The sequence below is a fragment of the Pseudomonas sp. NFACC45 genome (assembly GCF_900113505.1).
In the GTDB taxonomy this organism is placed as follows: Bacteria; Pseudomonadota; Gammaproteobacteria; order Pseudomonadales; family Pseudomonadaceae; genus Aquipseudomonas; species Aquipseudomonas tehranensis.
Genome location: NZ_FOPO01000005.1, coordinates 343,180 through 365,593 on the forward strand (window position 1 = coordinate 343,180; position 22,414 = coordinate 365,593).

Consider the following 22,414-nt stretch of genomic DNA (forward strand, 5'->3'; position numbering starts at 1 on the left):
GTGATGCGAACGGATTCGCCCTTCGCGGCGAAGCAGCGGGGTATGGCGGTCATCAGTGCCTTGCTGATCGCCGCCGTGGTGGCGGTCATCGCCGGGGGCATGCTCACCCGCCAAACCCTGTTTACCCGCAGCCTGGAAGCCGAGCAGTTGCGTATCCAGGGTACGGCGCAGTTGCAGGGCGGCCTGCAATTGAGTCGCCAGTTGTTGTGGGATGCGCGTCAGCGCGATCCGCTCACACGCTTCGGTCAGGCTTGGGCCAATCCCTTCGTGATGGCCGGTTCCAGCCGAGTTGACATCCCCTTCGAAGGGCGCCTGGAAGATGAGCAAGGCAAATTCAACCTGCGCAATCTGGTCGCCAATGAACGCGTAGACCAGGAACAGGTGCGCGCTTTCGAACGGCTGTGCGAGCAACTTGGCATCGCCGCGACGGTACGTGCGCGCATCGTCGCGCGGGTGATTGCCGCGTACCCACGTCTGTGGAACCCCGCGTCGGCGGACAAGGCTGCGGTGAGCACTACCTTCGACAGCGGCCGCAGCACCTCGCCGGATGCTTCCGGCACGCCGTTGGCGCCGACACGCCCCATGCTGCGCACGTTGCAGGATTTGCGCAGTATCAAGGGTGTCACCCCGCAGCTGCTGGATACACTGGCGCCTTATGTGACGATTCTGCCGGCCAATACCTGGCTCAACGGCAACACCGCCAGCGCCCCGGTGCTGGCTGCTTACGTGCCGGGGTTGTCGTTGCAACGGGCCCAGGCACTGATCGCTGAGCGAGACGGCGGCCACTGGTTTATCAACCGTGGCGATTTCGTCAATCGCCTGCGCATGCCTGAGCTGGAAATGACCTCCGTCAAGGTCGGCATCACCAGCGACTGGTTCCGTCTGCGGGGTCAGGCGCGCAGTGGGCAGCGGCGGGTCGTGCTGGATGCTTTGCTGCAACGCAGCCAGGACCGGATGCCTCAGGTGATCTGGTCACGGGTGGGCGTATGACTCGTTTGCGCATAGCGTTGACACCACTGGGCAGCTTGAGCCTCGACAGTCCGGTGGCGTTCGCCTGGCTCGATCGCCAGGGCCAGGTCCGCGACCAGGGGCACAGCAACCTCCGGGCCCTCGGCCAGGGTGCGAAGAAGCAACGGGTTGAATGTTTCCTCCATCCGCGCGACAGCGTGCTCACCAGTCTGGAATTGCCGCAGTTGCCGGCAGCGAAAATTACCGCCGCGGTGAACTGCGCCGCCCAAGCGCTGATGCTCGGTGCCAGCGAGCGCATGCAGGTGGCTCACAGCGCGCGCGGTGCTGACGGGCAGGTGCACATTGCCTGGCTCGACCGAGAGTCACTCGATGCCCTGGGCCGGGTGCTGCGCCAGGCCGGCCTGCACCTGCACGGGCTGTACCCGGCGGCCTACGCCTTGCCGGCGTTGTCCGGGCCGGTGGCCTGCGTTGACGACGGCCACCTGCTGGTGCGTTACAGCGTGCAACACGCGGTGGTGCAGCCGTTGCTGGACGATGCGTTGGATGAATGGTTATTGGAGGCAGGGCCCGGGCTGCAGTGGGTGGGCGAATCGCCGCCGCAGGTCTCGATCAACACCTTGCCCGCCCCCCAGCGCTGGACCGGTGCCGCGCCGGGCTGGGGCTTGCATGCCGGCCTGACGCATGGCACGGCCGAGCGTGGCGGTTGGGGTAGGGCGGCGACGCTTTGCGCGGTAGCGCTGGCGGTGTGGGTGGTCGGCCTGAATCTCTACGCCACCCGTGAGGCCACCCAGGGCCAGCGACTCAAGGCGCACATGAGCCAGCGGGTAAAGCAGGCGTTTCCCGAACTGCCGGTGATTCTCAACCCCTTGCAACAGGCGCGACAGCAAATCGCTGCACGCCAAAGCGGCACTGCGGCTGATCCGACGCAACGCTTCGCCAGCCTGGTGCAACAGGCGGGCAGCGCCATGCCGTTCATGAGCGGCAACGTGCAGGAATTGGTGTTTGAAAACGGTGAGTTACGCCTGACGCTCGTGGCCGAGACACAAAAAGCATCCGCCGCAGACGACTGGAAAATCCCCCTGACCCAGGCCGGCATCGACGTTGCGGCCAATGACCAGGGCTGGACCTTGCGTGCTGCTTTGCCCGGACAGGGCGCGCAGGACACCCCCGAACACCCCCCGGAAGCCGACGATGAATAAGCCATTCCCGGCACGGCTATGGGCGCAGTGGCAAACCCTGCGCGCGCGTGGCCGGACGTCCTGGCAGGGCCTGGCGGTGCGCGAGCAGCGCGCCGTGTCCCTGGCGGCGCTGGCACTCGGCGGGCTGCTGGTCTGGTTGTTGTTGATCCAGCCACCGCTCCAAACCCTGGCGTATTGGCAGGTCGAAACGCCGAAGTTGCGCGCGCAGACCCAGGCCCTCGAAGTGTTGTTGCGGGACGTCGGCGGCCCTGCGCCAGGCCAGCCTCTGGAAGTGGCCCTGCGCCAGGCCCTGGATGCCGGCGGCTTGAGCGAGCACTACCAGTTGCAGGCCGTGGACGCGGCCTGGCAACTCACCTTCAACGACGCGCCGGCCGATGAGGTGATGGGCTGGCTGTTGAGCAGTCCCCGGCAATTTTCCCTGCACGTGCTTGAGGCCCGTTTGCGGCGCACGGCCCCGGCCAACGCCGACAACATCGAAAACACCGAAGACACCGCCGGCACCCTGTCCGGAACCGTTCGCATGGATCAGGCGCAAAGCGCTAAGGAAGCTTCATGAAGGGGTCCCGATACCCGCGTCATTGGCGCAAGAGCGTGCCGTTCCTGTTGCTGGCATTGAGCGCCTGCAACAGCACACCGCCGGCGTCGCAGCCACCGTTGCTGGTAGACAGTGAACTGGGCATTCCGCTGGGCAGTACTCAGCGCAGCGGTGATGCGCTGCTGGACCGTCAGCAGGCTCAGACCTTGCGTGAACAGAAACCGCCGGTGCGGCACCCGGTCGATCTCACCGCCCGTGCCCGCGAGCCCCGCAGCAGTACGCCGGCACGCAGCCCACTGGGTGACCAAGCGGTGACCCTGAACTTCGTCGAGGCCGACATTCAGGCGGTGGTGCGGGCCTTGTCCCGTTCCACCGGCCAACAGTTTCTGGTGGACCCTCGGGTCAAGGGCAACCTGACGCTGGTGTCCGAAGGTCAGGTGCCGGCGCACCAGGCCTATGACATGCTGCTGGCCGCGCTGCGCATGCAAGGCTTTAGCGTGGTGGACGTCGGCGGCGTGGCCCAGGTGGTGCCCGAGGCCGACGCCAAGCTGTTGGGTGGGCCGATCTACAGCGCCGACAGGCCGGCCGGCAACGGCATGTTGACCCGCACCTTTCGCCTGCAATACGAAAACGCGGTGAACCTGATCCCGGTGTTGCGCCCGATCGTGTCGCCCAACAACCCGATCAATGCCTACCCCGGCAACAACACCATCGTCATCACCGATTACGCCGAGAACCTGTCGCGGGTGGCGCAGCTCATCGAAGGCATCGATACCCCCAGCGCCATCGACACCGACGTGGTGCCGATACACAACGGCATCGCCGTGGACATCGCGCAGATGGTTTCCGAGTTGCTGGAAACCCAGGGCGGCGACCAGACCCAGAAGATCAACGTGATCGGCGACCCGCGCTCCAACGCTATCATCATTCGGGCCGGCAGCCCCGAGCGCACGGAGCTGGCGCGTAACCTGATCTACAAGCTCGACAACGCCCAGAACAACCCGAGCAACCTGCACGTGGTGTACCTGCGCAATGCCCAGGCCGGCAAACTGGCCCAATCCCTGCGCGGCTTGCTCACTGGGGAAAGCGAAGGCGAGGGCAGTGATAACTCGCGCTCGGTACTCAGCAGCATGGGCGCCAGCACCAACGGCCAGAGTGGGCAGGGCAGCAGCGACGCCACCACCAGCGCCAGTGCGTCGACCACCAGCAACGGTTACGCCCAGGGCAGTGGCGGACAAAGCTCGGCTTCGCCGCAGGACGATCAGAGCACCGCCTTCAGTGCCGGCGGTGTGACCATCCAGGCTGACGCCACCACCAATACCCTGCTGATTTCCGCGCCGGACCCGCTGTACCGCAACCTGCGGGAAGTCATCGACCTGCTCGACCAGCGTCGCGCCCAGGTGGTGATCGAGAGCCTGATCGTTGAAGTCGGCGAGGACGACGCCAGCGAGTTCGGCGTGCAATGGCAGACCGGCAACCTGGGCGGCAGCGGCGTGATCGGCGGGGTCAACCTCGGTGGCACCGGGCTCAACCTCAACGGCAAGACCAGCATCGACGTGTTGCCCCAGGGCTTGAACCTGGGGCTGGTCAACGGCACCGTGGACATCCCCGGCATCGGCAAGATCCTCGACCTGAAAGTCCTGGCCCGGGCGTTGAAGAGCAAGGGTGGCACCAACGTGTTGTCGACCCCGAACCTGCTGACCCTGGACAACGAAGCGGCGAGCATTTTTGTCGGCCAGACCATTCCCTTCGTCAGCGGCAGTTACGTCACCGGTGGGGGCGGCACCAGCAACAACCCGTTCCAGACCGTGACCCGCGAGGAGGTGGGCCTGAAGCTCAACGTCCGGCCGCAGATTTCCGAAGGCGGGACGGTCAAGCTCGATATCTATCAAGAGGTCAGCAGCGTCGACAACCGCGCTTCGAGCGCCACCGGGATCGTCACCAACAAGCGCGCGATCGACACCAGCATTCTGCTGGACGACGGGCAGATCATGGTCCTTGGCGGGTTGTTGCAGGACGGCTACAGCCAGAGCAACGACGCGGTGCCGTGGCTGTCGACCATTCCCGGCATCGGCGCGCTGTTTCGCAACGAGCGGCGGCAGATCACCAAGACCAATCTGATGGTGTTCCTGCGCCCCTACATCATCCGCGACACGGCGGCGGGGCGCGGCATCACCCTCAACCGCTACGACTTCATGCGCCGCGCCCAGGGCCTGTTGCAACCGGAACGCAGCTGGGCGCTGCCGGACATGCAAGCCCCGCAACTGCCGGCCTCGGCCAAGGCCATTCCGCAGGCCACGCCCGCCGGGCTGCAGACGCCCAGGGCGGTGATCAAGGCGGTGCCGGCAACGGAGCCGGTTGGACAATGAGTACCGTGGCGAGGGAGCTTGCTCCCGCTGGGTTATGTAGGAGCTGGCGAAGCCTGCGATCTTTTGATCTTGATCTTTCGCTTTTGACTCAATTGTCTGGGACAAGATCGCAGCCTCGTTGCACTCGACAGCTCCTACACAGTGTCGACGCTCCAGCCACGGTGTGTCCGTCAGTCGAGGAGGAGTTGTGCCTATGAACACCCTCCCATACGCCTGGGCCAAGGCCCAACGCCTGGTGCTGCGCGAGTCTGACGAAGGTGCGGTGTTGATGGTCTGTCCCTCCACCCCAGGCTGGTCCATCAGTGAAGTGCGCCGCCAATTCGGCGAGGTACGGCTGGAGCGGGTGCGTGACGAGGAACTCGACGGTTTGCTCAACAGTGCCTACGCCGACACCGGCAGCGCCGCCGCCGTGGTGGGCGCGGCAGAAAACGAGGTGGACCTCGACCGCCTGATGCAGGACATCCCCGAGATCACCGACCTGCTGGACACCCAGGACGGCGCGCCGGTGATCCGCATGATCAACGCCTTGCTGACCCAGGCGGCACGGGACGAGGCCAGCGACATCCACATCGAGCCCTACGAAAGCCATTCGGTGGTGCGCTACCGGGTCGACGGCACCCTGCGCGACGTGGTTTCGCCACGCAAGGCGTTGCATGGCGCGCTGGTGTCGCGGATCAAGATCATGGCCCAGCTCGACATCGCCGAAAAACGCTTGCCCCAAGATGGCCGTATTGCCTTGCGGGTAGCCGGACGGCCCATCGACATCCGGGTCTCCACCGTACCTACCGGCCACGGCGAGCGGGTGGTAATGCGCCTCCTGGACAAACAGGCCGGGCGCCTGCAACTGGAAACCCTGGGCATGGACCCTGGCGTGCTGGGCAAACTCGATCGCCTGATCCGCCAGCCTCACGGTATCGTGCTGGTCACCGGCCCCACCGGCAGCGGCAAGACCACCAGTCTGTATGCCGCCCTGGCCCGGCTGGACGCCAGCGTCCACAACATCCTCACGGTGGAGGACCCGGTGGAATACGACCTGCCGGGCATCAGCCAGATTCAGGTCAACGCCAAGATCGACATGACCTTCGCCCTGGCCCTGCGGGCGATTCTGCGCCAGGACCCGGACATCATCATGATCGGCGAAATCCGCGATCTGGAAACCGCACAAATCGCCGTGCAGGCGTCCCTCACCGGTCACCTGGTGCTGGCGACCCTGCACACCAACGACGCTGTGTCGGCCATCAACCGCCTGATCGACATGGGCGTCGAGCCGTTCCTGCTGGCCTCGTCGATGCTCGGCGTACTCGCTCAGCGACTGGTACGCAGGCTCTGCCCGCAATGCAAACAAGCTGATCCGGCAACCCCCGGCACCTGGCGCCCGGTGGGCTGCCCGAGCTGTAACCAGACCGGTTACAGCGGTCGCACCGGCATCCATGAATTGTTCTGCATCGACGATGACATCCGCACCCTCATTCACCAAGGGGCAGGGGAGCAGGCGCTGCGTGCCGCCGCCCGCCAGGCCGGGATGTTCAGCATGCGCGAGGACGGTGAGCGCTGGGTGCGCAGTGGCGCCACCGCCCCTGAAGAAATCCTGCGCGTGACACGGGACGCCTGATGAATCGCTACCGTTTTGAAGCCGCCGACGCCACCGGCAAGATCGAGGTCGGGCACCTGGAAGCCGACAGCCAGAGTGGCGCCTTCAACCTGCTGCGCAGCCGCGGGCTGACGGCGTTGCAGGTGCAGCTCGAGCGCAACACCGCGCAAGCCCATGGCGGCGGCCTGTTCAGCGCCAAACTCTCGGACAACGACCTGGCCTGGGCCACCCGGCAACTGGCGAGCCTGCTGGGGGCGAGCCTGCCATTGGAGGCCGCGTTGAGCGCCACGGTGGAACAGGCGGAAAAAAAACACATCGCCCAGACCCTCAGCGCAGTGCGCGCCGATGTGCGTAGCGGCATGCGCCTGGCCGAAGCCCTGGCGGCGCGGCCACGGGACTTTCCGGACATCTACCGGGCACTGATCGCTGCCGGTGAAGAGTCCGGCGACCTGGCCCAGGTGATGGAGCGGCTGGCGGACTACATCGAGGAGCGCAACAACCTGCGGGGCAAGATCCTCACGGCGTTCATCTATCCGGGTGTAGTGGGGCTGGTGTCGATTGCCATCGTGATTTTCCTGCTCAGCTACGTGGTGCCGCAGGTGGTCAGCGCGTTCTCCCAGGCCCGTCAGGACCTGCCAGGATTGACCTTGGCGATGCTGACCGCCAGCGACTTCATCCGCGCCTGGGGTTGGTTGTGTTTCGGCATGCTGGCGGGTGGGTTCTGGGGCTGGCGGCTGTATTTGCGCAACCCGCAAGCGCGGTTGAACTGGCACAGTCGCATCTTGCGCCTGCCGCTGATCGGGCGTTTCGTGCTGGGCCTCAACACCGCGCGTTTTGCCTCGACCCTGGCGATTCTCGGCGGCGCCGGGGTGCCTTTGCTGCGAGCGCTCGAAGCCGCACGCCAGACACTGTCCAATGACCGCCTGAGCCTGAGCGTCAGCGATGCCACGGCCAAGGTCCGCGAAGGGGTCAACCTGGCGGCGGCGTTGCGGGTGGAAAAAGTCTTCCCGCCGGTGCTGATCCACCTGATCGCCAGCGGCGAAAAAACCGGCTGCCTGCCGCCAATGCTCGAACGCGCCGCACAAACCCTGTCCCGCGACATCGAACGCCGGGCCATGGGCATGACTGCGCTGCTGGAACCGCTGATGATCGTGGTCATGGGCGGCGTGGTGCTGGTGATCGTCATGGCGGTGCTGCTGCCGATTATCGAGATCAATCAGTTGGTTCAATAAGCGCACGCAATCCGTGGTGGACATTGATTTTGTGGCGAGGGGATTTATCCCCGTTGGGCTGCGCAGCAGTCCCAATCAGATTGAATGCAACCAGCCTGACACACGGGGGCGTCTGGTTTGGGGCTGCTTCGCAGCCCAGCGGGGATAAATCCCCTCGCCACAACAGCAGAGACCCGCCAGTTATTTTTGCAGTGCCGCAACACCTCCCGAGCCTCGCCAACACCAAACTCGGGTTCCTCGTTCTGTCATCTTCTATCGTCAGACAACCACCCGCCGCCATCTCCACGCCCACCCTGCGCAGCACCGTCACAAAACCCGTCTGAAACCCCAACCCAGAGCCCTCGAACACCCGAGGAAAAAACCCAAAAAACGGCCTCCAGCTCCCGAGGTTTTTTCCTTTATCTGTCACCGGAAACTGCGAGTTTCTAACCCATGGCCTCACCCCATCGCCATCGGCACAGGACCGAGCGCCATGACGGCAAGCACGCGTCACCCAACCTACGTACGAACACGATGAAAGGAGATTCTTCATGTTTAAGCGCAACGTTCTCGCGGTATCCCTGACCCTCGCCGGCCTCTGCGCCGCTCAGGCCGCTATGGCTGATGTCAACGGCGGTGGTGCTACCTTGCCTCTGCCTCTGTACCAGACTTCCGGCGTCCTGACTGCCGGTTTCGCCCCTTACATTGGCGTGGGCAGCGGTGCCGGCAAGGCCGCTTTCCTGAACAACGATTACACCCGTTTCGTGCCTGGTGACACCAGCAAGAACGTGCACTGGGCGGGCAGCGATTCGAAGCTCACCCAGGCTGAGTTGAACGCCTACGTCACCAACCACGGCACCGCCTGGGGCCCATTGATCCAGGTGCCTTCGGTCGCCACTTCGGTTGCCATTCCTTTCAACAAGACCGGCACCGCCAACGTTGACCTCAGCGTCGCTCAGCTGTGCGGCGTATTCGCCGGCACGCTGACTGACTGGAACCAAATCACCGGTTCCGGCCGTTCCGGCCCGATCACTGTGACTTATCGTGCTGAGAGCAGCGGTACTACCGAACTGTTCACCCGCTTTCTGAACGCCAAGTGCCCTACAGCTGTACCCGCTGTGCCCGGCACTTTCGCCATCACCACCAACTTCGCCTCCAGCTACAGCGGTGGCCTGCCGGCCGGTGCGGTTTCCGCCACTGGCAGCGAGGCTGTGATGACTGCTGTGAACGCTGCCCAGGGCCGCATCACCTACATGAGCCCGGACTACGCTGCTACTACCCTGGCCGGTCTGGACGACGCTACCAAGGTTGCCCGCGTCGCCGGTGTTTCCCCAGCCCCAGCCAACGTGTCGGCCGCAATTGCAGCTGTTACCGTGCCTGCTGCCGCCAACCGCGCTAACCCGAACGCCTGGGTACCGGTATTCGCTGCAACCACCAACCCTAGCGATCCAAGCGTCGTGGCTTACCCAGACACCGGCTATCCGATCCTGGGTTTCACCAACCTGATCTTCAGTCAGTGCTACGCCGATGCCGGTCAAACCACTCAGGTGCGTGATTTCTTCACCCGTCACTACGGCGCAGTTGCTGCCAACAACAACGACGCTGCTATCACCGCTAACCGCTTCGTGCCCCTGCCAGGCGCCTGGAAATCCGCCATCCGCGGCAGCTTCCTGACCGCCTCTAACGCTCTGAGCATCGGCAACACCAACGTCTGCAATAGCGTCGGTCGTCCGTTGTAAGCCCACGCTTGAGCGACCTGCAACACCCGATCAGCAACGGTGCAAGCCGTTGCTGATTTTTGCGTAATACCGGCGCCAACACAGCCATATGAAATTTTCATGACAACCGTTCGGTCCCGAGCGGTTGTAACCGCCTATCCCCTATAACCAACGCTGGCAGCTTGACAGCACGGCGTTGTGACCCCTTAGAGCGAACCCGAAAGGATGAGTAGGATGCTGCGCTGCAAACCCCAGACGAACCTGAATGCCCCCCGTCGCGATGGCGAGTTGTCGATGTTGCGGCTCAAGCCGCTGGCCCAGGCCATTGCGCTGCTGATGGTGGCCGGCAATGCCCACGCGGCGACGGCGTTCAGTTCGGCCTGGTTTGCCGCCAAGGGCGCGTCTCAGGCCGGTGGCGCGGGGCGGCCCGTGACGGCGCAGCCAGGCATGCCGCCACCCCTGGCGCAACAGCAACGGGCCAATGCGCAGTTGCAGCGCTCGTTGACCAACCTCAACAATACCGTGGCCGCCATCGCGGCCCAGCAGGCGGCCCAGGCTGCGGGGCGGCAAGCCGCGTTAGGGCAGGTGCAGACCGTGCCCGACGGTTTGGGCGAGGGCGGGCTCAAGGTCGATAACAGCCTGACCCAGGGCTGGCTCAACGCCAAGGGACCGCAGCAGACCCAGGCCGGCGGCAAGACCACGGTGAAGATCGAACAGACCGCCGACAAGGCGATTCTCAACTGGGAAACCTTCAACGTCGGGCGCAACACCACGGTGGATTTCCAGCAGCAGTCGGACTGGGCCGTGCTCAACCGCGTCAACGACCCTCAAGCGCGACCAAGCCAGATCCAGGGCCAGATCAAGGGCAACGGCACGGTGATGCTGGTCAACCGCAACGGCATCATTTTCAGCGGCAGCAGTCAGGTCAACGTGCGCAACCTGGCGGCGGTGGCGGCCAACGTCAGCGACGAGCAATTCAGCCAGCGCGGCTTGTACGTCGATGCCACCGGCACCCAGCCGACCTTCACTGACGCCGCCGGCAAGATCGAAGTGCAGCGCGGTGCGCGGATCGAAACCCATCGCGCCGCCACCTCCACCGCTGGGGGCGGCTATGCCTTGCTGCTGGGCTCGGAAGTGGAGAACGCCGGTTCCATCATCACCGCCAAGGGCCAGACCACCCTGGCAGCGGGCGACAGTTTTTATATTCGCCGGGGTCAGGGCACCAGCGGCAACCCGCGTTCCACCACCCGTGGCAACGAGGTCGCGACCTCGCTCAAACCGGGCAGCAGCGCCGGCACGGTGATCAACAGCGGCCTGATCCAGGCCAGCACCGGCGACATCACCCTTACCGGGCACAATGTGCAGCAGAACGGCGTGGCCGTGGCCAGCAGTTCGGTGGACACCCGCGGCACCGTGCACCTGCTCAACGCTTTCAGCGACAGCACCGGCAGCGTCACCCTGGGGCAGGGCAGTGCCACGGCGGTGCTGCTTGACGCCGCGGGCGGCAGCGCCCTGGACAGCCAGCGCGATGCCGGACCCGCCGGCCTGGACGGTACGCCGAACAACCTGATCACCGGTCGGTTCAACAACCTCAGCAGCGTGGTCGACCGCACCGACCAGTCGCGGGTCGAGATCGTCAGTGGCGGCAGCGTCGACTTCCAGAACGGCTCCATCACCCTGGCCACCGGCGGTCAGGTCGCGGTCAGCGCCGCCGGTCGCAGTCTGGTGCGCGATGGTGCGGTGATCGACGTGTCCGGTGCCATCGGCGTCAAGGTGGCGATGGAGTCCAACTCCATCAAGGTCAACGTGCAGGGCAACGAACAGCGTGACGCACCGGTCAACCGCGAGGGCGGCAAGTTGACCAACAACGATGTCTGGGTGGACGTGCGTGATTTGATCTACGTGCCGGCGGGCACCAACGGTTATGCCACCGACCGTTGGTACACGGCGGGTGGGTTGCTGGAAGTCGGCGGCTACCTGGGCACACGGGGCCACAGCATGGGTGAATGGGCCGCCCAGGGCGGCACGCTGACGTTCACCGGCAACGACGTGGTGACCCAGCAGGCGGCGCAGCTGAATCTGTCCGGTGGCACCCTGGATGTGCAGAGCGGCTACCTGCGCCAGTCCTGGCTCAGGGGCCCCAATGGGCGCTTGTATGAATTGTCCAGGGCGCCGGGGGACATCCTCTACAGCGGCATCTATAAGGGTTACGAAGACCACAGCCAGCGCTGGGGCCAGACCGATTACTACTACAACCCGCTGATCGCCCCCCGCGAGCGTTTTGAGGCCGGCTACACCGTCGGCCGTGATGCCGGCAAACTAGTGGTGTCGACCCGCAACGCGGTGCTGGAAGGCCAGATTGTCGGTGAGGTCTACCAGGGCGAACGCCAGACCCAGGCACCGAACCTCAACCTCGACGGTTACCAGCAATCGCAAAATGCCATGGCCCGGCGGGCTCAGTTGCTGGTGGGCAGTTACACGCCGATCTACGACAAGGCCAGCGGCGTGATCAACAGCGGCCTGAACCCTGTCTTCGATCAGGTCACCGTCGGCGAGGTCAACGACAAGATTGCTGCGGGCCTTGACCTGACCTCGGTGGTCGGCACTGATCGGCAAGGCAAGTTGGTGCTGGACAATGAGCTGCTCAATGGCTTCCAGCTCGGCGCGGTCAAGGTGGCAGCGGCGCAAGGCATCAAAGTCGATGGCGCGCTCAAAGTGGCCGATGGCGGTGATATCACGCTTTACGCGCCGCAGGTCGAGGTGAATGCCGACCTGACGGCGCGCAGCGGTCGCATTGCGCTGGGTAATGTCCTCAGGCAGGTCGATACCCTCAGGAATTATGCAGTAGGTGACGTCACGCTTGTGCCTGCAACAGGTACTCGAGCGGCGGTCACGTTGGGCGAAGGTGTTGCGCTGAACACCGCTGGCCTGTGGAGCAACCTGCTGCTTGACGGCGGCGACCGTCAGGGCTTGCCATTCATCAATGGCGGCACCGTATCTGTGCGCAGCGGCGGTGATATCGATGTGGGCCAGGGCAGCCTGATCGACGTCAGCTCCGGCGCGGCCGTCATGGTCGATGGCAAGACCCGCGGTGGCAAGGGCGGTGACTTGACCCTGACCGCCGGTCTAAGCGCGTCGTCCGGTAACGGTGCCTTGAACCTGGACGGTGAACTGCGCGGCACCGGGGTGAGCGGCGGCGGGACCTTGAAGCTGGCGGCCAATAAAGTGCTGATCGGCAACAGCAGCGCGCCCCTCGAGCCCGGCACCCTGCAACTGGGCGGCGATTTCTTCGACAAGGGCTTCTCGGCCTATGACATCACTGGCAACGAAGGCCTGACGGTGGCCGACGGGACCCGGGTCGATGTGACGATGCCGGTGTACCGTTTCGGCGAGCAGGCTTTGACTACCGGCAGCAACGCAGAGCCGGCTGATGCCTTGCAGCGCTGGACGCTGGAGCTGTATCAGGAAGATGCGATCAAAGGTGTTCTCACCCAGCGCCACGGCGCGAGCCTGAGCCTCACTGCTGGTACCGCGAACTCCAGCGCGGCAGACATGGCCAGCACGGTATTGAACATCGGGCGTGGAAGCGTGATCAGCGTCGATCCGGGACAAGGCATCGACTTGCGCAGCATCGGTCAACTGACCGTCAACGGCACCCTCAACGCCTGGGGCGGACGAGTCAGTCTCACCGAACTGAGCGTCAGCAACCCAGTTCGCAACCCGGTCAATGCCCAAGGCCATGGACGCTCCATCTGGTTAGGCGAGCAAGCATTGATCGATGTCTCCAGTCGGGCCGTGACTGCCCAGGACATGCGCGGCCAGACCTATGGCCTGGTGCGTGACGGTGGCGAGATTGTCATTGGTGGTCAGATTGATGTCGCGAAAGGATCGGCTTCGGCGCCGGAATTGTTCGTGGTGATGCGCGAGGGGGCACGCCTGCAAGCGGATGGCAGCCAGGCAATGCTGGATGTTCCTGGCCAGGGACGCACATCGGTGACGAGCAACGGTGGCAGTATTTCCCTGGCGTCGGCCAATGGTCTGTACCTGGACGGCGAATTCAGCGCCCGTTCCGGTGGCACGGGGGCCGCAGGGGGCAGTTTGTCGGTGGCGCTGGAGACACCGTATTACCTGAAAAGCGCGGTCAATGACCGGGTCTTGCAGGTGCGTGAACTGGTGCTGGGACAAACCGCCCAGGCGAGCCCGCTAAGCGACACCGCCAAGGCCTCGGCGGATTCGTTGATCTATGGTCATGGGCGTTTGGGTGTGGACCAGGTCCAGGCGGGCGGCTTCGACAGCCTGTCTCTGCTGAGTAACGGCATTATTAGTATCGGTGGCGACGTGTCGTTGTCCCTCGGCCAAAGCCTGAGCCTATATGCGCGTAGCTTCGGGTTGAGCACAGCCGCGCCAGCCGACACCCGTGTTCAACTTAATGCAGCTCATTTGCTGCTGGCGGGGCCGGCGGCCAGTCTACCGAATATGGATTCCTATACCCGACCGCTGATCGAAGGCGACGTATCGCCACTTGCGAACAAGGCGGTGCTTTCCGTCAACGCCGACTTGTTGGATGTACAGGGCAATGTGAGATTCAGCAGCAAAGGCACGCTGAGACAGGCCAATGGCACCACGGTCGAGTTGGAGCGCGCCGGGTTCGACCTGGTCCAGTTAAGCAGCCGTGGTGATTTGCGCTTCCTGGCGGGATTCTCCAGCGAAGGGTTGCCTACGGGCTTTAGCACGCAATTAATGACTCCTTCGGACATGATCCTGCAAGCGGCGCAACTGTATCCGGCGACCGGGGTCGGGGCTCGGGTATTGGCGGGGTATAGCTTGAGTGGCACCTCTGCCTACGACCCGGCGCGCAGCTTGGTCATCGGGCGGACTACCCAGGTGACGCCTCAGGTACCTTATTCGGCATTCGGTCACTTACAACTGGGCAGTGCGAATATCGAGCAGGGCGGGGTGGTTCGGGCCCCGCTGGGGTTGATTGAGGTCGGCACCAACGACGGCACTAGCATCACTAGCCAAGTGGACTTGCTGCCGAACAGCCTCACTTCAGTCAGTGGCCTCGGTCTGGTTCTGCCTTACGGCGGTACCGTCGATGGTCAGAGTTATGAGTACGCGGGCAAGAAGGTGGTGCTTCTGGGGCAAGGGGCCATCTCCTATGGCAACGGGGATCTGAATATTGGTGTGATTCTGGGCGGAAAGTCTGTTGCGGCCCAGGAAGGCTCGGTACTCGATCTTTCGGGTGGCGGTGATCTGCTGGGTGCCGGTTTCATTTCCGGCCGTGGCGGCTCCACCGACGCGCGCTTCAACCCGCTGGTGCAAATCGGTGCCAACGGCGGCTTTACTTTACCGGGCCTGTCCAGCAACCCGGTCTACGCCATTGTGCCGGGCAACCAGAGTGCATACGCGCCAGTGGCGCCCGAGGGCGGCGCAGTGGACCCCAGGATCGGACAACAAATCACCATTGGCGCCGGTGTACCGGGGCTGGCCGCCGGTACCTATACGCTGATGCCGTCCACCTATGCCTTGCTGCCGGGGGCGTTCCGGGTCGAGGTCAACGGTCTGGCGGGTCAGGGTTCCACGGCGGGTGCGTTGCAGATGCGCAACGGCTCCTGGACCACCGCCGGGGTGCTGTCGGTGGTCAATACCGGGCAGCGCAACAGTCTGTCCAGCCAGGTCATCCTGACTTCGGGCGATGTGCTGCGTCGCTATTCGCAGTACAACGAAACCAGCTACGCCCAGTTCGCTGTAGCCGATGCCGCACGCCTGGGCGTGCCACGAGCCCTGTTGCCGGTGGACGCCAAGACTTTGAAGTTGAAGCTCGCGCCAGGAGCGGGAGATCAGGCGTTCTCCTTTAAAGGCATCGGCAAGTTCGCGCCTCAGAAAGGTGGCTACGGCGGTACCGTCGCGGTGGTTGGAGGTAATGGGGCGTTGGAGGTCGTTGCCGATGGGCGCGGGGCCACGGCCGGCTTCGAGGGCGTGACCCTCAATGCCGAAAGCCTGAATGCCTTGAATGCATCGCGTCAGGTTATTGGCGGCCAGTTCTTGACGCTCTATGGTCAGAGCGGAAACTACATCACGCCCTCGAGCAGTGGAGGTAGAACCTCGTCCAGAGTGATCTTGCGTGAAGGCGCTACGTTGGCGGCACCGGAGGTTTTCCTGCTGGCCAGCGGCGAGGTGTCGATGGAACAAGGCGCCGCCATCAATACCATTGGTCGTGGCGCGGCTGCCTACGATGCCCATGACGGTTTTATCTATGACCTCAATGTGAGTGGTCAGAACTTGCTGGCCGCCTCCAACGGCTTGCTCAACGTGTTGGCACCCTCATCGGGCAGCAGCGGCACCATCAACATCGGCGGCTGCAGCCTGACGCCATGCAGCGGCGTCACCCGAATTCATTCCGAGGGCAGCATCGTCGCCGCCACCGGAGGGAGCCTGGAATTGGACGACAAGGTGCGCTACGGCACCCGTCACCTGACCCTGGCCCTGAGCAATATCAACGTCGGCACCGCCCCGGCATTGAGCGACGCAGCGGCGCGTCAGGTCTTGCCGGCCGGTCTGACCCTGAGCCAGACGGTACTCGATCGCCTGTTGCGCGGGGATACCGAATACGGCGCCCCGGCCCTGGAAACCCTGGAACTGTCGGCGCGTGAGGCGTTGAATTTCTACGGCACTGTCAGTCTCGACACCTATGACCCGGCGACGGGCAAGTCGCGGTTGGCCAACCTGATGCTCAGCACGCCGGCCATTTATGGCGCAGGCAGCGTCAACGACGTGGCGACCATTCGCACCGCCAACCTGATCTGGAACGGCGCCGTTGGCGCGCCGGGTTCGGTGATTGCCGGCGGGGCCGGCACCGGCGCCGGTCGCCTGGACATCCAGGCCCAGCGTATCGAATTCGGCTATGGCGATTTCGCCCAACCGAGCTCGATCACTACCCTGGACCGTCTGGTGCTGGGCTTCGCCAACGTCAATCTCAGTGCCAGCGAACGCCTGACCGCCAACCACAAAGGCAGCCTGGCGGTGTATCAACGCCAGGGCGCCTATGACGCGAAAACGGGCTACGCCTACAGCGGCGGCAACCTGAATATCCTCACCCCGTTGCTGACCGGTGAAGCCGGCTCGGTCAACCGCATCACCGCAGGCGGCGCGGTCAACGTAGCGGGCACAAGCGCCAAACCGGGCAATGTCTCCGGGCTTGGGGGCGAGTTGTCCATCAAAGGCGCGAGCCTGAACCTGGCCAGTGCGGTGATGCTGCCCAGCGGCAAGCTGACCCTGAGCGCGACGGATGACCTGACCCTGGCCGATGGGGCACTGATCGACGTGGCGGGCCGCACCGTCACCTTCAACGATGTGACACGCTACAGCGCCGGTGGCGAGGTGATCCTGCAAAGCCAGAGCGGCAACATCCGCCAGGCTGCTGGTTCCAGCATCGACCTTTCGGCCCGCCACAACCAGGCCGGGCGGCTCAGCGCCGTGGCCTTGGGCAGTACGGCGGGTGTAGTCGATCTGCAAGGACGGATCCTCGGCAGCAGCACCGGCGAATATGACGCCGGCGGTACCGCCATGCCGTACCTGGCCGGCGGCGTGGAGATCCAGGCCCAGCGCCTGGGCGGCAACGGTAACCTCAGCGAGCAGTTCGCGGCCCTGAACCAACGGTTGAACGACGGGCAGGTGTTCGGTGCCCGTGGCTTCCAGCTCAAGCAGGGCGACCTGGTGATCGGCAACGAACTCAAGGCCTCGACCATCAGCGTGTCCCTGGACAATGGCAGCCTGTTGGTCAATGGCAAGGTCGACGCCAGCGGCGAGCGGGTCGGCAGCATCCGGCTCGCGGCCGGGCGCTCCCTGACCCTGGGCCGCAACGCGGTGCTTGACGCCCACGGTAATCGTCTGCGGGTGGACAGCTACGGCAAGATCATCGACTCACCGAACCGCGCCATTGTCGACCTGACCTCGCGAGGCGGCGTGCTGACCCTGGCCGACGGAGCTCGCATCGATTTGCGCCATGGCACTGCGGCGCCCGCCGGGCAGCACGACGGCCGTGCCCGTGGCACGCTGGAACTCAATGCACGCCGCGCCGGCTCGACCCCGACCCAGGGCGACATTGCCATCGATGCACGCGGTAGCCTGGATATCCAGGGCGCCCGGTCCATCGCGGTCAACGGTACGTGGCAGTACAACGACGCAGCCTACGGCAGCGATCCGGCGGCCAGTGGCCGTCCTTATCAGGTCATCGACCAGGCCTACCTGGATGGCAAGCACCAGGACAGTATTGCTTTCATCAACGCGGCGCTGGCCAACGGCGATTTGATGCAACGTAAACTCGCCGGTCTGAACAACGCTCGATATGCCGATGCGTTCCACCTGCGACCCGGTGTGGAGATCGTCAGCGCGACGGCCGACGGTGACCTGGTGGTACGGGGTGACCTGGACCTGTCCGGTTATCGCTACGCCAGTGTGAATCCGCATACTCGTAAAACCGCGGTGTACGGCTCCGGTGAGTCGGGTGCGCTGACGCTGCGCGCCGGGGGTGACCTGAACATCTATGGCAGCATCACCGACGGGTTTGTCCAGCCGCCCGCCAGTAACGATGACAAGGGCTGGGTGCTGTTGCCGGGCATTGATTTCGCGGCGGGCGATATTGTCGTGCCCGGTGCCGGTGTGACCCTGGCGGATGGCACGGCGTTTCCAGCGGGCTCGGTGCTCAACTTCGACGTACCCCTCAAGGGCGCGACCCTGGCGGCGGGAACACGCCTGCCGGTGGCTGCGACGCTTGATCAGCCACTGGTGCTGCCGGCGGGCACGGTGCTGGCTGCGGCGGTGCATGACGCCTCGGGTAATTTGTTGTTCGCCGCCGGCACTTTGTTGGCTTCGACCCAGACCCTGGAGGCGGGCACAGTGCTGGGGGCAGGCAGCCTGCTGGGCAGCGGCGCAACAATACGCAGCCTGATCTGGCCCAAAGGCGTTGCGTTGCCAGGCATTGCGGGCGCGAGCAACGGCTTGACCAATGTGCTGCGTCTCAGCGGGGCCCTGGCGCTGAGTGTGGGTTCGAAAATTCCTTCAGGTACCGACATCAAGTTGCCGGCCGGTGTCGAGTCGGTGCAGTTGCGTCCGGAAGTGGCGGGGAGCAACTGGGCCATTGCGCCGATGCTGGCCGAGGGGTCGCAGTCCTGGTCACTGCGCCTGGTGGCCGGCGCCGATACGCAGGCGGCGGACAGCCGGGTTGTGCAACCTGTGTTGGCGGGTGGAGATCTTCATTTGGCTGATAGTCACTACGGCATGTTTGGCAAGGCCGGGGCGGGGGGGCTGGTGTGGACCGAAGAGGGGGCGGAAAATTTCGGAGATCCGAGCCTGGCAGGTAAATTCATTGATTTTGAGAACGTTGCCTATCCAGGGATGTGTGAGGATACCCCGTCGTTTTGCAAGGCCAGTAGCGGCTTTGTCTGGACGGAGGAAGGGGCGGAAAACTTCGGGGTTCCAGACCTCGTAGGTCAACCGATTGATTTCGAAAACCTTGCCTATCCTGGAATGTGTGACGACACCCCGTCGTTTTGCACTGCTGTTGGGCAAACGGAATACAAGGCAGGCAGCCAACGTTGGAGTGTCATTCGCACCGGCGCAGCGGACCTGGAGCTATTGTCCGCAGGCGACTTGAAAATGGACTCGCTGTACGGTGTCTACACCGCTGGCAGTTCATCCAGCGAGACTTTTGCCAACGACCCGTATAATCAGCCCAAGGCGCTGGGGGCGGCGGGCAAGGTGCTCAATGATGCACTAGGTGAAAACGAGCAGTTCGTGGATGGCGGTAGCAACAGTCTTTACCGCGCCTGGTACCCGGACTTTGGCGGCAACCTGAGCTTGAAGGTTGGCGGCAATCTGACCGGTAATAGCCTGGACGTATCGAGTACGAATTCGGGGCGGCCCAATGGGGGAGACGTTGGTTACGATACGGTCAACGTCGGCAATTGGCTGTGGCGTCAGGGCAATGGCTCAGTCGCAACTGGCACGCAGGCACAACCCACCGCTTGGTGGATCAATTTTGGCAGTTACACCGCGGCGAAGGACGGCAAGGCTGATTTGATGGTCGGGTTTACGGGGTTCGGTACTCTGGGCGGCGGTAACCTGAATGTTCAGGTCGCCGGCGATGCGGGGGTGCTCGATCAAATGGCAGGGAGTCGTCTTGTGCCGAGCAGCAACAGCCGCAGCCAAGGGCTGGTACTTGCCGTGGGCAGCACCGGGCGTGTGGCCGCCGATGGCAGCCTGCAACTGACCGGCGGTGGTGACCTCAACCTGCGTGTAGGCGGCGCCTTGAATCCCGATAGCGCGTTCGTCAACGGGCATCTGAACGGTGCGGCCATCAACCTGCGGGGCCACGCGCAGATCGACAGCGGTGCCATCGGTCGAATTGACCTGCGCTATGGCAACGTTGCTTCGGCACAGTCTCCGGGGGAAACGCGTGCGTACGACTCCTTCAGAGCCACACGTAGCCTGCCAACAGGCGGGCTGACCCTGATGCCGGGTGATGCCACGTTCGATCTGACAACTTCGGGCGACCTGGTAGTGACGGACGTAGCGGACCCTGGCCGGGCGCCGATGATGAGCGTATCGCCCTTCAAAGATGGCGCCACTAACGGATCCGGCGTGAGCTGGTTTTCGTTATGGACGGCTAATACGGCGATTGATCTATGGTCCTCGGGAGGCAATCTGACGCCTGTGGTGTCAGGCGTCGAGACGGATCTGGCTTTGGTCTACCCATCGATCCTGAGGGCTGTGGCGGCCAACGGCAGTCTTTACTATGGCAAGTCCTCGATATGGGATGGAACCGGCTACAACGGCAACAATCGCCCAGCCCTGCTGCTTGCTCCCGGCATCAACAGTGAGCTGCAATTCATGGCCGGCGATTCCATCTACGGTGGCGATATGTCGGTCAGTCGTTCCGGTGCATCGTCTGCGGCCCTGGCGACACCGTTTCGGCCAGCCTTTGTCGGTATGGATGGTTTCGTCATAAAGACCAGCAACCTCTCAGCCGATGGCAACCCCGCTCGCCCTAGTATGAACATATTGCCGCTGTTTGCCTTTGACACCAGCAGCGCTTCCGGGGAGTGGGCCCTCAATGACGATCCTGCTCGCTTCTATGCGCTTGAAGGCGACTTGCTGGCAGTCACCACTGGACGGTCGATGGCATCAGTCTCCACCGGCAGATGGCCGGGGCGAATTGCCTACGAAGGCGCCGGAGCTGTACGGATGATGGCTGGGCGAGACATTGTCAGCAGCGGCATACCGCTGGGCGGATCTCTGAATGAGGACACCGGTGTGGGGGGCGCGGGAGCTTACACCAGCACCGGTAACCTCTTCATCCACAACAACCCCACCGACATTTCTATCGTCTCGGCCGGGCGCGACATCCTCTACAGCAACTTCAACGTCGCCGGCCCCGGCCTGCTGGAGATCACCGCCGGGCGTAATCTGCTGATGGACGACAAGGTCAGCATCAACAGTATCGGCGCCGTGGTGCCGGGGGATGCGCGCCCCGGCGCAAGCCTGGTGCTGCAAGCCGGTGCTGGCCTCAACGGCGCGGATTACCAGCGCTTCGTCAAGGCGTACCTGGACCCGGCCAACCAGGCTTTGGCCGGTGTGCCCCTGGCGAACCAGGACGGTAAAGTCGCCAAGACCTACGAGGCGGAACTGGTGGATTGGCTCAAGGAACGCTTCGGCTTCAGCGGCGACACCGAGCAGGCCCGCAACTACTTCGCGGCGCTGCCGGCGGAGCAGCAGCGGGTGTTTGCCCGCGACGTGTACTTCGCCGAGCTCAAGGCCGGTGGCCGTGAGTACAACGAAGCCGGTGGCGTTCGCCAGGGTAGTTACTTGCGGGGCCGGGAGGCGATTGCGCTGTTGTTCCCAGCCAAGGACGTAGCGGGCAATGCGATCACCTACAAGGGCGATATCACGATGTTCGGCGGGGCGGGGGTGCACACCGATTTCGGCGGCAGCATCCAGATGCTCACGCCGGGCGGCGGGCAGACCTTCGGCATCGAAGGCAACGCACCGCCGTCCACCGCCGGGGTCATTACCCAGGGCGAGGGCGATATCCAGTTGTATGCGCAGAACAGCATCCTGCTCGGGCAGAGCCGGATCATGACCACTTTCGGTGGCTCGATTCTCGGCTGGTCGGCCCAGGGCGATATCAACGCCGGTCGCGGTTCGAAGACCACCGTGGTCTACACGCCGCCCAAGCGCTTGTATGACACCTGGGGCAACGTGACCCTGTCGCCGTCGGTGCCGAGCACCGGCGCCGGTATCGCCACGCTCAACCCAATTGCCGAAGTGGCGCCCGGCGACATCGACCTGATCGCGCCATTGGGCACCATCGATGCGGGCGAGGCGGGGATCCGGGTGTCGGGCAACGTCAACATCGCGGCATTGACCGTGGTGAACGCGGCCAACATCCAGACCCAGGGCAAATCCTCCGGTGTGCCACTGGCGGCCACGGTGAACACCGGGGCCATCACCTCGGCCAGTTCGGCGGCGTCCTCGGCGACACAAGCGGCGGAAGACGTGGCGCGCCAGCAGCAGAACGCGGCGCGACAAAACCAGGCGTCGGTGTTCACCGTGCAGGTGGTGAGCTTCGGCTCCGAGCAACTGGCCCCGTCCCGCGACGGTGCCAGCCGCGAAGCGCCACGGGCCTACGACCCGGCCAGCCCGGTGCAAGTGCTGGGCGCCGGCCCCCTGGACGAACAGACCCGGCAGCGCTTGACCGAGGAAGAGCGGGGGCGGTTGAGCTTGTAGCGATCGGCTGGCACCGAGTCGCCGCCATCGCGAGCA

General features: G+C 64.2%; 8 protein-coding genes. All 8 read left to right on the forward strand.

The features are described from left to right. Positions 1–3: 3 nt before the first annotated feature. The 8 genes from gspK to BM132_RS11785 all read left to right on the forward strand — a co-directional run bounded on the left by gspK (position 4) and on the right by BM132_RS11785 (position 22,378). A complete protein-coding gene (gene gspK, locus BM132_RS11750; protein WP_092455418.1) occupies positions 4–990 on the forward strand; it encodes a type II secretion system minor pseudopilin GspK in 987 nt (328 codons plus the stop codon). Beyond that, positions 987–2,168 carry a type II secretion system protein GspL gene (gspL, locus tag BM132_RS11755; RefSeq protein ID WP_092455420.1) on the forward strand — a complete coding sequence of 394 codons (1,182 nt, stop codon included), beginning with the start codon at positions 987–989 and terminating at the stop codon, positions 2,166–2,168. The genes gspK and gspL overlap by 4 nt, the downstream gene beginning before the upstream one ends. Beyond that, a complete protein-coding gene (gspM, locus tag BM132_RS11760) occupies positions 2,161–2,724 on the forward strand; it encodes a type II secretion system protein GspM (protein WP_092455438.1) in 564 nt (187 codons plus the stop codon). Before gspL ends, gspM begins: the two co-directional genes overlap by 8 nt. Beyond that, complete coding sequence (gene gspD, locus BM132_RS11765) at positions 2,721–5,072, forward strand: type II secretion system secretin GspD (protein ID WP_092455442.1); 2,352 nt, start codon at positions 2,721–2,723, stop codon at positions 5,070–5,072. The genes gspM and gspD overlap by 4 nt, the downstream gene beginning before the upstream one ends. A 193-nt stretch (positions 5,073–5,265) precedes the next feature. Then, entirely contained in the window at positions 5,266–6,684 is a 1,419-nt protein-coding gene (gspE, locus tag BM132_RS11770; RefSeq protein WP_092455445.1) for a type II secretion system ATPase GspE, read from the forward strand. Beyond that, positions 6,684–7,895, forward strand: a complete 1,212-nt coding sequence (gene gspF, locus BM132_RS11775) for a type II secretion system inner membrane protein GspF (protein ID WP_092455447.1) — start codon at positions 6,684–6,686, stop codon at positions 7,893–7,895. Before gspE ends, gspF begins: the two co-directional genes overlap by 1 nt. A 530-nt stretch (positions 7,896–8,425) precedes the next feature. Beyond that, the gene (locus BM132_RS11780; protein ID WP_092455449.1) at positions 8,426–9,613 is read left to right on the forward strand and encodes a substrate-binding domain-containing protein; all 1,188 of its coding nucleotides are present in this window, start codon (positions 8,426–8,428) and stop codon (positions 9,611–9,613) included. 213 nt (positions 9,614–9,826) lie between these two features. Further along, positions 9,827–22,378 carry a filamentous hemagglutinin family protein gene (locus BM132_RS11785; protein ID WP_092455451.1) on the forward strand — a complete coding sequence of 4,184 codons (12,552 nt, stop codon included), beginning with the start codon at positions 9,827–9,829 and terminating at the stop codon, positions 22,376–22,378. The last annotated feature ends 36 nt before the right edge of the window (positions 22,379–22,414 follow it).

What these genes read in the sequence shown, in the direction of transcription:
- gspM (WP_092455438.1), top strand. Translation starts at nt 2,161, where the DNA reads ATGAATAAGCCATTCCCGGCACGGCTATGGGCGCAGTGGCAAACCCTG.
- gspL (WP_092455420.1), top strand. Translation starts at nt 987, where the DNA reads ATGACTCGTTTGCGCATAGCGTTGACACCACTGGGCAGCTTGAGCCTC.
- gspF (WP_092455447.1), top strand. Translation starts at nt 6,684, where the DNA reads ATGAATCGCTACCGTTTTGAAGCCGCCGACGCCACCGGCAAGATCGAG.
- gspE (WP_092455445.1), top strand. Translation starts at nt 5,266, where the DNA reads ATGAACACCCTCCCATACGCCTGGGCCAAGGCCCAACGCCTGGTGCTG.
- BM132_RS11780 (WP_092455449.1), top strand. Translation starts at nt 8,426, where the DNA reads ATGTTTAAGCGCAACGTTCTCGCGGTATCCCTGACCCTCGCCGGCCTC.
- BM132_RS11785 (WP_092455451.1), top strand. Translation starts at nt 9,827, where the DNA reads ATGCTGCGCTGCAAACCCCAGACGAACCTGAATGCCCCCCGTCGCGAT.
- gspD (WP_092455442.1), top strand. Translation starts at nt 2,721, where the DNA reads ATGAAGGGGTCCCGATACCCGCGTCATTGGCGCAAGAGCGTGCCGTTC.
- gspK (WP_092455418.1), top strand. Translation starts at nt 4, where the DNA reads ATGCGAACGGATTCGCCCTTCGCGGCGAAGCAGCGGGGTATGGCGGTC.